Below are 12,268 nucleotides of genomic sequence, written 5' to 3' on the forward strand. Positions count from 1 at the left end.
GCGCCCCGTCTCCCTTACAGCGCTTCCAGCTCCGCCGCCAGGGTGGCGACCAGCTCCGCCGCCGGCATCGGCCGTGCCAGGCCCACGCCCTGCCCGGCCCACAGCGACATAAACTCTCCGCGACCGGCCTTGGCCGCCGCCTGGCGGATATCGCCGGTGAGCGCGTTCTGCACCGGATAAGGCAGGATCTGCGCCTCTTCCGCGCGCATCTGGCACATGAAATCATTGACGATACCGCGCGCCGGGCGGCCGCTGAAGGCGCGCGTCAGGCGCGTGCTGTCATCACCGGCGTTGCGCAGCGCCGCCCGCCAGGCTTCGGCGATGCCCGACTCCGGGCTGCACAGGAACGCGGTGCCCAGCTGCGCCGCCTGCGCGCCCAGCAAGCGCGCCGCCGCGATGCCGCGCCCGTTCATGATGCCGCCTGCGGCGATCACCGGGATCTTCACCGCCGCCACCACCTGCGGCAGCAGGGCCATCAGGCCAACGCAGGATTGCTCGATGTCGCCGAGGAAGGTCGGGCGGTGCCCGCCCGCCTCCGAGCCCGAGACGCAAACGAAGTCGGCACCCGCCTCTTCCCAGGCGCGGGCTTCCGCCACCGTGGTGGCGGTGCCGATCACCCGCGAGCCGGCCTTCTTGAACTGCGTAACCGTGGCGCGCGGCAGCACGCCGAAGGTGAAGCTGGCCACCGGCGGCGCAGCCTCCAGCAAGGCCGCGATCTGGTCACGGTTGTTTTCGGCAAATTGGGTGGGGATCGGCGGCTCGCTCAGCCCCAGCGCTTCGCGGAACGGCCGCAGCAGGTGCTGGGCGCGCTTGAGCTCGGCGAGATCCGGGTGCTGCTCATCGAGCAGAAACAGATTGATGTTGAACGGCGCGGCGGTCTGCGCGCGGATCTGCTGCACCCGTTCGAGGATCACCGCCGGTGAAAACAGCGCCGCCGCGCACGAGCCCAGCGCCCCGGCGTTGCTCACCGCCACCGCCAACGCCGGCGGCGACGCGCCGTTCATCGGCCCCTGAACGATCGGATAGCGCAGCCCAAGCTCGCGGACAAAAGCAGAAGGTGCCGTCATCAATGTGTCTCCCTGTGCTGACTACATTCGTCTTACGGCGGCCGCGCCGCCGAACCGACCAAAAGCATAGCACCTTCTCACCGCCTGGCCGTGCAGTTAATGCTTCGCCTGATGCCTGTCGAGCGACAGGAAGTGATGCACCACCGGTTTCTCCAGCCCGATGTGGAAGCGCAGCGCCTCCTGCTGCAGATCGGCGTCGGCGTGCGACACCCGCTGGTGCTGCCGCAGGTGCTCCGCCCAGGACTCCACCAGGAACCACTCCATGATGCATTCCGGATCGCCGGTGTGCTCGGTGATGCCCCAGGCGTAAGCGCCGTCGCGGCGACGCGCCCGCTCCAGCATCAGTAGCGTGCGCAAGAACTGCGGCCGATCCTGTTCGCGGATGCGGTACTCCACCTGAATCATCACCGGGCCGCGATCGTTCTCAACCGGCGTGTTGACCAGCGGCTCCGGCCAATGGTTCGACGGCTGCAGATCGGCCTCGCCGGTCGGCAAGCGCAGGCGGTGGAACAGCAGCCCCGCCGCCAACAGGCCGACGCCGCCGACCAGCAGCGTGGCGGCCACGCCCAGCTCCTGTGCCACCAGCCCCCACAGCAGGCTGCCCGCCGCCATCGCGCCGTTGAACACCATCAGGTAGATGGCCAGGCCGCGGCCGCGCACCCAGTTGGGCAGCACGCCCTGCGCCGCGCCGTTGAGCGTAGTCAGCGCAATGATCCAGCCGGCGCCCAGCACCAACAGCAGTACCACCGCCAGCCACTGCGGCGGCGCCAGCGACAGGGCCGCCATCACCACGGCGGTGAGCACCGCCGCCAGCAGCACCAGCCCGTCAGCGTTGAGCCGCTGGCGCAGGCGCGGCAGCGCGATCGCCCCGAGGATCGCCCCGGCGCCTACCGCCCCCAGCAGCACGCCGTAAAAACCGGCGCTGCCGCCCAGCATGCGGCGCGCCACCAGCGGCAGCAGCGCCCAGACCGAGCTGGAGAAGGCGAAGAACACCGCTGCCCGCAGCAGCACCACGTGCAGCTCACGGCTGGAACGGGCATAGCGCAGCCCGGCGCGGAAAGCGCCGAAGAAGTGTTCCGACAGGCCGCTGTCCTCGGCCTTCGGCCGCTTCCACCACAGCAGCGCCGCGATCACCAGCACATAGCTCATCACGTCCGCGCCGTAGGCTGCGCCGGCGCCGAAGCTGGCCAGCAGCAGGCCGCCGGCCGCCGGGCCGATGGAGCGGGCGATGTTAATGCCCAGCGAGTTCAGCGCCACGGCGTTTTTCAGCTCGGTGCGCGGCACCAGCTCCGGCACGATCGCCTGCCAGGTCGGCCCCATCAGCGCCGCACCGATGCCGCCGACGAAGGTCAGCGCCAGCAGGTATTCCACCGTCAACGCACCGGTCTGTGACAGCACCAGCAGGCTGCCGCTGACGCAGGCCAGCAGAATTTGCACGAAGATCAGAAAGCGCCGCCGATCGAGGATGTCCGACAATACCCCGGCCGGGATCGCCAGCAGGAACACCGGCAGCGTGGCGGCGGTCTGCATCAGCGCCACCGCCGAGGGGTTGCTCGACAGATCGGTGATCAGCCACGAGCTGGCGACGTCGCGCATAAAGCTGCCGACGTTGCCGAGCACCGTGGCGCCCCAGAGCACCGCAAATAATGGGATTTTCAGCGGCGCGAAGCCGCCCGCCGCCGCCTTGTTTTCCGTCTGTTCAGCCATCCGCTCGCTCCTTCAAATCGTTAAATGCCACCAGCAACAGCGCGCCGGCCAGCCCGAGGTGTTCAAAAAATCCGTTCATCATCTGGCCGCGTTCCGCCCCGTCGAACTGCCAGAACGGATTGGCCATCAGCGTCGCCATCAGGGTAAAACCGGCCAGCGCCAACGCGCCGAGCCAGCGATAAAAGCCACTCAGGATCAGCGCCGACGCCGCCAGTTCCAGCAGCGTCACCAGCACGGCGAACAGCGCCGCCGGCTGCAGGCCGAAGTGGGTCATCTCGGCGATGGCGCCTTCGACGTTCAGCGCCTTGACCAACCCGCCCTGGATGTAGGCGGCGCAAATGGCGAGCAGCAGCAGCCAGCGCACTGCGGGCGCATGCAGCCGCTGCGCGCAGCGGGCGGCGATAGCAGTCAGGTTCATCGCGCCCCCTTAAAACGGCGAATTCTGGATAAAGGCCAGCAGATCGGCGTTGAAGCGATCGGGATCGACCTGCGCCAAGCCGTGAGCGCCGCCGGCGTAAACGTTCAGCTCCGCCTGTTGCATAAGCTTAGCGGCTTTCAGCGCCGAGGCGCCGATCGGCACGATCTGATCGGCGTCGCCGTGCACCAGCAGCGTCGGCTTGTCGATCGCCAACAGATCGGCGGTGTAATCCACTTCGGAGAACGCGCTCACGCCGTCGTACTGCCCTTTCACGCCGCCCTGCATGGCCATCAGCCAGAAGTGGTCGATCAGCCCCGCATTGCTCTCCACCTCGTCGCAATGGAAGCCGTAGAACGGCACCGCCAGATCTTTGAAGAACTGCGGGCGGTTGCCCGCCACGCCGCTGCGAATGCCGTCGAAGGCCGCCATGGGTGCGCCTTCCGGGTTGGCCGGCGTTTGCAGCATCAGCGGCGGCACGGCGCCCACCAGCACCACCTTCGCCACCCGATCGCTGCCGTGGCGGCCGATGTAGCGCGCCACTTCGCCGCCGCCGATGGCGTGGCCGACCAGGATCAGATCGCGCAGATCCAGCGTTTCAATCAGCAGAGCCAGATCGTCGGCGTATTGGTTGATGTCGTTGCCGTGCCAGGTCTGATCCGAACGGCCGTGGCCGCGGCGATCGTGGGCGATCACCCGGAACCCGCTCTGGCCGAAAAACAGCAGCTGGTTGTCCCAGGCGTCGGCGGACAGCGGCCAACCGTGGGAGAACAGGATCGGCTGGCCGCGGCCCCAATCCTTGTAGAAAATGCGCGCGCCATCGGGCGCGGTGAGGATGCTCATGACGTGTTCCCCGCTCGGTATTGAATTGGATTTTGTACCGGGTAACAGTACGGCAGGCGCAAAAGCAGTGATAACGGAATAATTTTCGCATGATCGCGAGTTTTTTTGCTGAAGAGGCCGGCGTCGCCGCCGGCGCAAAACGTCAGATGTTTTCCAGATCGATGCCGCGCGTTTTCGGGCCGAACAGCCCGATCACCAGCATCACGATCAGCATGCTGGCGACGATAAACGCGATCACCCCCAGCGAGCCGCCGTACTGCAAGATAATGCCGATAATGATGCTGCTGAACACCGTCGACAGCCGGCTGAAGGAGTAGCAGAAACCGACGGCGCGGGCGCGGATGTGGGTCGGGAAGATCTCGGATTGATAGGAGTGGTAGCTGTAGGTCAGCCAGGCGTTGGACCAGGTGATGAAGAAGCCGCACAGGATCAGCCACAGCGGGTTGTTCTGCAGCGCGAACAGCGAGCCGAAGATCACCGTCACCAGGCAAGACAACACGATCTGCCACTTATTCTCCATCTTATCGGCGTAGAAGCTGCACAGCAGCGAGCCCAGCGGGTAGGCCAACGTAATGAAGAAAGCGTACAGCAGGCTGTGGGTGACCGAAGCGCCCTTGCCCGACAGCAGCGCCGGCAGCCAGTTGCCGAAGCCGAAGAAGCCGATGGCCTGAAAGAAATTCATCACCACCAGCATCAGCGTGCGATCGCGATACTGCGGCGCCCAGATGTCGCGAAAGCGGCCGCGCGGCGGCGCGCCCTCGGCATCGTCAACCGGGCGCGACGGGAAGTCCGTGGCCACCACGCCGCAGCGCCGCTCCATATCCCGCATCACCAGCCGGGCCTGCGCATAGCACCGCTGCTGCACCAGCCAGCGCGGCGACTCCGGCAGCCCCTTGCGCACCAGCCAAATCACCAGCGAAGCCAGCGCGCCGGCGATCACCACGTAGCGCCAGCCGCTCAGGCCCCAAATCGTCTGCGGCACCAGCCACCAGGACATCAGCGCCACCGCCGGCACCGACAGGAACTGCACGAAGAACGCGAAGGCGAAAGCCCGAGTGCGCAGATGCGCGGGCACCCACTCCGTCAGGTAGGTATCGATGGTCACCAGCTCCATGCCGAGCCCGACGCCCACCAGAAAGCGCAGAAAGATCACCCACTCCGCCTGCTGTTGAAACGCCAGCAGCAGCGAGAAGGCGCCATACCAGATCAGGGCGAACATGAAGGTGGCGCGGCGGCCGAAGCGATCGGCGTACGGGCTCAGCAGGCTGGCGCCGACGAACAGGCCAAGAAAGGTGGCGGAGGCGAAGGCCGCCTGGTCCGAGACGCCGAAGACGCCCTGCGCGCCGGTGTGGAAAATGCCGTCGGCGATAAGGCCGGTGCTGATATAGCCGGTCTGGAACAGATCGTAGAGTTCGAAAAAGCCGCCCAGCGACAGCAGAATGATAAAGCGCCACAGGCCGGCCGACGCGGGCAAGGCGTCGATTCTGGCCGCCAAATCCCGCGCATGGATCGGCGACGCCGCTACAGAGTCACTCACCGTTAACCTCGCATTAACATTTTTGATGACTTTCTATGCTAGCGAAGCGGCGTCGGAGTTAAATTTTTAATTAGCAGACTATGAAAAAAAGTTAAGCATAAAACGCTGCAGCAGCCTGTTTTATAGCAGGAAAATGCAACCTGGGATGCCGCAGCGGCATCCCGAATCGGTGGCTTAACGGCTGGGGTGCTGCTGCAGCCGTTCGCTGCGGTAGAAGCTCAGCAGGCACCAGCCGAGGGCGATCAGCGCCAGCGGCGCGGCGACGAAGCCGATGTTGCCCATGCCCAGATGCAGGCTCACCTGGTTGCCCAGCAGCGCCCCGCTGCCGATGCCGAAGTTGTACAGGCCGGAGAAGATCGCCATCGCCACGTCGGTGGCGTCCGGCGCCAGGCTCAGCACTTTGGCCTGCATCGACAGGCCGATGGCCATGATCGCCATACCCCAGAAAATGCACAGCACGGTCAGGTGGCTTTCGCTGCCGGCGGCCGGCAACAGCAGCACCAGGCTCAACGTCAGCAGCGCGATGGCGCCGATAAAGAAGCCGGAAGGAAAACGCTCGCTGTAGCGGCTGAACAGCAGGCTGCCGACGATGCCGGCGGCGCCGAACAGCAGCAGCATCAGCGTGGTGAAGTTCTCCGACAGCCCGGCCACGGTCTGGATAAACGGCTCGATGTAACTGTAGGCGGTGAAGTGCGCCGTCACCACGATGACGGTCAGCATGTACAGCGCCAACAGCGCCGGGCGTTTGAACAGCAGCGGCACGCTGGCCAGCGAACCGGAGTGCTCGCTTTTCAGCACCGGCAGCAGGCGCCACAGCAGCACCAGCGCCAGGGTGGCGCACACCGCGATGCCGATAAAGGTCATGCGCCAGCCGAGCAGCTGCCCCACCACCCGCCCGAGCGGCAGGCCGAGCACCATCGCCAGCGCGGTGCCGCCCGCCAGCAGGCTCAGCGCCTGGGCTTTCTTGCCTGGCGGTGCCACGCGGATCGCCAGCGAGGCGGTGATCGACCAGAACACCGAGTGCGCCAGCGCCACGCCGGCGCGCGAGATGACCAGCGTGGTGAAGTTCCAGGCCACGGCGGTCAGCACGTGGCTGGCGATAAACAGCATGAACACGCCGATCAGCAGCTTGCGGCGCTCGATTTTGCTGGTCAGCAGCATGCACGCCAACGAGGCGGCGGCGACGATCCAGGCGTAGATGGTGATGATCAGGCCGACCTGCTCGGTTTGCATCGAGAAGCTGGCGGCGATGTCGCTCAGCAGACCGACCGGAATAAATTCGGTGGTGTTGAAGATAAAGGCCGAGACGGCGAGGATAACCACGCGCAACCAGGCGGTTGAGCGCGAAACGGCAGCGTGTTCCATGGTAAACAAAATCCGGACAGGTGCGGGCAAGTAGCGATATTTTAACCAACCGGCCCGCTAAATGCGATACGCGTCACACTTTAATTGTGTGGTTTTATTCGCCGCATTTCGACACATTCGCAGACACACGGTTGCACAAATGCTGTGCTAATCTATTGAAGCGTACCAATTTTTCCTGCCGCTCTTCCCCTCCGGCCGCCGCAGACGACGCGCCGCGCCGAAGAACCGCGCGCAGTGTCCATTTGGCGTTTTCTGAGGCGAGGTCATTATGTCCGCGATTTATGATTGGTCCGTGCTCGCATTGCGCAATGTTTACGATCGCCGCATTCAGGGCAAGCCGGTGCTCGACAGCGCCGCGCTGTTCCCCGACGCCGAACGTTTCACCGCCCAATGGCGGCAGATCCGCGAGGAGGCGCTGACCGTCGCCCACGATCTGCACAATATTCCCCGTTTTCACGAGATCATGATCCAGCAGGAATCGATCTCCGCCAACGACGCGCGCGACTGGCGCATGTTCATCATGAAGGCCTACGGCCAGCCGATCGCCCGCAACCTGGCACGCTGCCCGACGCTGGCGGCGCTGATCGCCTCGTCGCCGGACGTGCTGTCCGCCTCGCTCTCCTTCCTGGCGCCCGGTAAACAGGTGCCGCCCCACCGCGGGCCGTTCCGCGGCATTCTGCGCGGCTATCTGGTGCTGGACATGCCCAAACGCGCCGACGGGGTGCCGGCGGCGGTGCTGAAAGTGGACGGCCGCGAATACCGGCTGCACGAGGGGGAGTTCATGCTGTGGGACGATACCTTCGAACACGAGGTGTGGAACGACAGCGCGCAGGTGCGCACCGTGCTGCTGCTGGACATCCGCCGCCGCGACATACCCGGCGGGCTGCGGCTGCTCTCCAGCGCCATCATCGCCCTGGTGCGGCTGAACGTGCGCTGGATGCAGCGCCAGTTCTAAGTCCGGCGCTCAGGCGACTAACCGTCCTGCGAGGTCGGGCATTGCTGCGCCAGCCACTGCTCGGCGGTGGTGGTGGCTATACCCTGGCGCGCATTGAAGGTCTTCGCCTTATCCCAGGCCACGCCGTCGGGCCGGGCGAAAGCCAGCCGGTATTTGGCGCCGACGTCACGCGGATGGTTCAGCACCTCCTCCTGCAGCCGCTCTTTGTTCAACAGGACTCTGTTGACCTCAACGCCCCAGTGCGCCTGCATGACATCGGCAAGCTCGCGGTAGGTCAACGTGTCCCCGGCGATATAGACCACCTGGTTGCGAAACGCGGGCCGATGGAAAAAAATCGCGGCCGTCAGCCGGCCAATGTCCTCGGGGGTGGTCAGCGTCACCGCGTAACGCCAGTCGCCCAACGCGCGCACCGTTTTGGTGGCCGCGTCCACCACGCCAAAACCCGAGTCAAACAGGTAGCTGGTGAAAATGCCCGTGGAAACAATCACCCACTCCGTCGCCTTCTGCGCACGCAGCAGGTGGCGCACTTCGAGCTGTTCATCCCACACCTGTTGCCCGCTGCCTGTACCGACAACATCGTAGTCCACGCCGAACTGCCACGGGAAATAACGCGCCACGCCCGCCTGCAAAACGGCCTGGGTGATCTTTATCTGCGTGCCCGCCCCGCCGACAAAGCCGCTGCAGTTGATCACCGCGTCAAAGCCGCGCAGCAGCGTACTCAGCTCATCCACGCTGTTTTGCTGCAGATCGCCTTCCACCACGGCGATACCGAGCCGCGCCAGCGCACCCCGCCGCGCGCGATGCGGGCCGGTGACGGCGCGGGCAGCCTCCGGCCGCAGCAGCACGCTGATATTTAAAGCGTGGTGTAACCGGGCCTGCCGGCTCATCGCGCGCAATACCGGCAGCCCCAGTTCACCGGCGCCGAGTATGAGCACGGTATTGATGGATGGATTTGTGGATTTCATTCTTGCCTCCTGTCTTGACACTGCGCCATCCTGACAGCTGACAAAAACGGGTTCAATTAGGTACACGCGTGATACCGGAGAGGAATATGGCGAACGATCGGGAAACGCTGCTGCAATTTTCGCAGGCGTTCTGTGAAGAATTGAGCAACGACGATGAAGGGTTGAAGCGTGAGATCCTCGCGCATGCGGGCAACCGTTGGTCGCTGGGGGTATTGCATATCCTGGGCACCCACGGGCCGCTGCGCCACGGCGAGATAGGCCGCCAATTAGCGGGCGTGACGCAGAGAATGCTGACGCGGACGCTGCGCCATCTCGAACGGGACGGGCTGATATCGCGCTGCGATTATCAGGAAAAGCTGCCCCGCGTGGTTTACACCATCACCGACGCGGGGAAAGAGATGCTGCTCAACATGCTGCCGCTCTGGTCGTGGATTATCGCCTCCGCCGACGCCTTCAGGGCAGCCCGCTCACGCTACGATGATCAAGAACGAAGCGCCGCCGAGGGATGAACGCGGGCCTCCCTGCCCGTGGGGCGGCGCTCAACCGCCGCCCAGATAGGCCTTTCTTACCTCCGGATCGTTCAACAGCTCCTGCCCGCTGCCGGTGAGGCGGATCTGGCCGTTGACCATCACATAGCCGCGATCGGACAGCTTCAGCGCATGGTTGGCGTTCTGCTCCACCAGAAACAGCGTCATGCCGCTGCGGGTCAGCTCGCGCAGCACGCCGAAGATCTGCCGCACCACGATCGGCGCCAGCCCCAGGCTCGGCTCGTCCAGCAGCAGCAGCTTCGGCCGGCTCATCAGCGCGCGGGCAATCGCCAGCATCTGCTGCTCGCCGCCGGACAGGGTCATCGCCCGCTGGTTGCGCCGCTCCTTGAGGCGCGGAAACAGCTCGAACATGCGCGGCAAATCCTCTTCCAGATAGCGGTTGCCGACGGTGATGGTGCCCATCAGCAGGTTCTCCTCCACGCTCATGTCCGGAAAGATGCGCCGCCCCTCCGGCGCCTGCGCGATGCCGCCGGCCGCCACGTAGTGCGTGGAGCGGCGGCTGATGTCCTCGCCGCCAAACAGGATCTGCCCGCCGGCGATGCGCGGCTGGCCGAAGATTGACATCAACAGCGTGGATTTGCCCGCGCCGTTGGCGCCGATCAGCGCCACCGTCTCCCCAGCGTTGACCTGCAGTGACACCTGGCGCAGCGCCTGGATCGGCCCGTAAAACACGTCCACTTCGCGAAATTCCAGCATCGCTTCGCTCATCCCGCCAGCTCCTCTTCGTCCGCGCCCAGGTAGGCGGCGATCACCGCCTCATTGTGCTGGATCTCCTGCGGCGTGCCGCGGGCGATCACGTCGCCGTGATCGAGCACGATCACCCGATCGGAGATCTCCATCACCATGCCCATGTCATGCTCGATCAGCAGCACCGTGATGCCGTGATGCTGGCGCAGAAAACGGATGATGCGGCTCAGCGTAGCCGTTTCCACCGGGTTCAGCCCGGCGGCCGGCTCGTCGAGGCAGATCATCTCCGGCGCGGTGCACATGGCGCGCGCGATCTCCAGCCGCCGCTGCTGGCCGTAGGACATCTCCCCCGCCAGCCGGTTGGCGCAGTCCACCAGATCCACCACCTCCAGCCAGTAGAAAGCGTGATCCAGCGCGGCGCTCTCCGCCCGGCGGTAGCCCGGCGTGTTCAGCACCCCGGCGATCAGGTTGCGGTTGCTCTGCATGTGCTGCGCCACCAGCAGGTTCTCCACCACCGACATTTCGCGGAACAGGCGGATATTCTGGAAGGTGCGCGCCAGCCCGGCGCGGTTGACCAGATGGGTGCCGCCGAACATCTTGTAATAGAGGCGCGAGCCGAACCGCTTCGGGCGTATCCAGTCGCCGGCGCGAAACTTCTGCCCCAGCACCTGGATCACGTCGGTCGGCCGCTTGTGGGTATTGAGCAGGATCGCGCCGCCGCTGGCGCGGTAAAAACCGGTCAGGCAGTTGAACACCGTGGTCTTGCCGGCGCCGTTGGGGCCAATCAGGGCGGTGATGGAGCCGCGTTCCACCTCCAAATTGACGTCGTTCAGCGCCTTGATGCCGCCAAAGCGCATCATCAGGTGCTCCACCCGTAAAATGGCGTCGCTCATGGCGCCACCCCCTTGCGTTCGGCGAAGCTGGCGCGGCTGATGCGCACCAGCCCGCGCGGCCGCCAGATCATCATCGCCACCATCAGCACGCCGAACAGCAGCACCCGGTATTCGGCGAAACTGCGCAGCAGCTCCGGCGCCACCGTCAGCACGAAGGCCGCCAGCACCACGCCGAGGGTGGAGCCCATGCCGCCCAGCACCACGATCGCCAGGATCAGCGCCGACTCGAAGAAGGTGAACGAGGTCGGGTTGACGAAGCCCTGATAGGTGGCGAAAAATACCCCCGCCAGCCCGGCGGTGGAGGCGCCCAGCATAAACGCCGACAGCTTCACCAGCACGTGATTGAGCCCGAGAGAGCGGCAGGCTATCTCATCCTCGCGCAGCGCCTCCCAGGCGCGGCCGATCGGCATGCGCGTCAGCCGGTGCTTGATGTACAGCACCAGCAGCACCACCAAAAACAGCACCGCATAGATGAAAATGAACTTGAGGTTGGGGTTGTAATCGATGCCGAGAAATTCGTGGATCGGCACCCCGCCGTCTTTGGCGCGGCGGCCGAACTCCAGGCCGAACACCGTCGGCGCCGGCACCGAGACGCCGTTCGGCCCGCCGGTGAGCGACATCCAGTTGTTCAGCACCAGCCGGATGATCTCGCCGAACCCGAGCGTAACGATGGCGAGATAGTCGCCGTGCATGCGCAGCACCGGAAAGCCCAGCAGCGCGCCGGCCAACGCCGCCATCAGCGCCCCCAGCGGCAGCATCGCCCAAAAACCGAGCCCGAGATACTGGTAGCCCAACGCCAGTCCGTAGGCACCGATGGCGTAAAACGCCACGTACCCCAGATCGAGCAGCCCCGCCAGGCCGACCACAATGTTCAGCCCCAGGCCGAGCAGCACGTAGATCAGGCCGAGGATCGCCACCGTCAGCAGGTATTTGGTGGCGACGAACGGGAACAGCAGCGCGATCGCCGCCATCAGCGGCAGGATCCAGCGCAGGTTGGATTTATAGCCCAGCGGCCGCACGTAAACGCCGTCGTTGCCACCGTCGAAGCGCGCCAACACCCTGCGCCCCGGCGCGGTTTGCAGGAACAGGCTCAGCAGCAGCCGCCCGGCCATCACCGCGACGATAATCCACACCAGCCGGTGCGGCTCGAAGTTGAAGCTGTAGCCGTTCAGCACGATGCCGACGATCGGCCCGAACACGATCAGGGCGATCAGCCCGGCCAAGACGGCGTCCAGCAGGCTGCGTTTGACGTTCAGCCCGCCGTTGATTGCGGATTGCGACATGGC

General features: G+C 65.2%; 12 protein-coding genes. 2 read left to right on the plus strand and 10 right to left on the minus strand.

What is annotated here, in order from left to right; genetic code table 11:
• Positions 1 to 14: 14 nt before the first annotated feature.
• From C3F38_RS19035 to C3F38_RS19060, 6 genes are all read right to left on the minus strand, one after another.
• Entirely contained in the window at positions 15 to 1,067 is a 1,053-nt protein-coding gene (locus C3F38_RS19035) for a nitronate monooxygenase family protein (RefSeq protein ID WP_055316142.1), read from the minus strand.
• Between the two features lie 96 nt (positions 1,068 to 1,163).
• A complete protein-coding gene (locus C3F38_RS19040) occupies positions 1,164 to 2,774 on the minus strand; it encodes an MFS transporter (protein ID WP_055312019.1) in 1,611 nt (536 codons plus the stop codon).
• Positions 2,767 to 3,192: a DoxX family protein gene (locus tag C3F38_RS19045; RefSeq protein ID WP_055316143.1), complete on the minus strand. Its 426-nt coding sequence runs from the start codon at positions 3,190 to 3,192 to the stop codon at positions 2,767 to 2,769. Before C3F38_RS19045 ends, C3F38_RS19040 begins: the two co-directional genes overlap by 8 nt.
• Positions 3,193 to 3,201: 9 nt before the next feature.
• The gene (locus tag C3F38_RS19050) at positions 3,202 to 4,032 is read right to left on the minus strand and encodes an alpha/beta fold hydrolase (RefSeq protein ID WP_055316144.1); all 831 of its coding nucleotides are present in this window, start codon (positions 4,030 to 4,032) and stop codon (positions 3,202 to 3,204) included.
• Between the two features lie 142 nt (positions 4,033 to 4,174).
• Positions 4,175 to 5,569, minus strand: a complete 1,395-nt coding sequence (locus C3F38_RS19055) for an MFS transporter (RefSeq protein WP_170310530.1) — start codon at positions 5,567 to 5,569, stop codon at positions 4,175 to 4,177.
• Positions 5,570 to 5,743: 174 nt separating this feature from the next.
• A complete protein-coding gene (locus C3F38_RS19060) occupies positions 5,744 to 6,934 on the minus strand; it encodes a sugar transporter (RefSeq protein WP_047730275.1) in 1,191 nt (396 codons plus the stop codon).
• A gap of 268 nt (positions 6,935 to 7,202) precedes the next feature.
• Here C3F38_RS19060 and C3F38_RS19065 point away from each other — a divergent pair, with 268 nt between their 5' ends.
• Positions 7,203 to 7,889, plus strand: a complete 687-nt coding sequence (locus C3F38_RS19065; RefSeq protein ID WP_038877933.1) for an aspartyl/asparaginyl beta-hydroxylase domain-containing protein — start codon at positions 7,203 to 7,205, stop codon at positions 7,887 to 7,889.
• 17 nt (positions 7,890 to 7,906) lie between these two features.
• Here C3F38_RS19065 and C3F38_RS19070 read toward each other — a convergent pair whose 3' ends face one another.
• Complete coding sequence (locus C3F38_RS19070; protein WP_055316145.1) at positions 7,907 to 8,854, minus strand: aromatic alcohol reductase; 948 nt, start codon at positions 8,852 to 8,854, stop codon at positions 7,907 to 7,909.
• 86 nt (positions 8,855 to 8,940) lie between these two features.
• Here C3F38_RS19070 and C3F38_RS19075 point away from each other — a divergent pair, with 86 nt between their 5' ends.
• A complete protein-coding gene (locus C3F38_RS19075) occupies positions 8,941 to 9,363 on the plus strand; it encodes a helix-turn-helix domain-containing protein (RefSeq protein ID WP_038877929.1) in 423 nt (140 codons plus the stop codon).
• Between the two features lie 30 nt (positions 9,364 to 9,393).
• On the opposite strand, the gene C3F38_RS19080 is transcribed toward C3F38_RS19075, so the two are convergent.
• Genes C3F38_RS19080 through livM form a run of 3 tightly spaced genes read right to left on the minus strand, consistent with a single transcriptional unit; the run spans position 9,394 to position 12,265 of the window.
• Positions 9,394 to 10,110 carry an ABC transporter ATP-binding protein gene (locus C3F38_RS19080; RefSeq protein WP_041035896.1) on the minus strand — a complete coding sequence of 239 codons (717 nt, stop codon included), beginning with the start codon at positions 10,108 to 10,110 and terminating at the stop codon, positions 9,394 to 9,396.
• Positions 10,107 to 10,982 (minus strand): ABC transporter ATP-binding protein, encoded by an 876-nt coding sequence (locus tag C3F38_RS19085; protein WP_038877925.1) that lies wholly within the window; start codon positions 10,980 to 10,982, stop codon positions 10,107 to 10,109. The genes C3F38_RS19080 and C3F38_RS19085 overlap by 4 nt, the downstream gene beginning before the upstream one ends.
• Positions 10,979 to 12,265: a high-affinity branched-chain amino acid ABC transporter permease LivM gene (livM, locus tag C3F38_RS19090; RefSeq protein ID WP_055316147.1), complete on the minus strand. Its 1,287-nt coding sequence runs from the start codon at positions 12,263 to 12,265 to the stop codon at positions 10,979 to 10,981. The genes C3F38_RS19085 and livM overlap by 4 nt, the downstream gene beginning before the upstream one ends.
• Positions 12,266 to 12,268: the final 3 nt, after the last annotated feature.

This window comes from Serratia sp. SSNIH1 (assembly GCF_002935055.1).
Classification (GTDB): Bacteria; Pseudomonadota; Gammaproteobacteria; order Enterobacterales; family Enterobacteriaceae; genus Serratia; species Serratia nevei.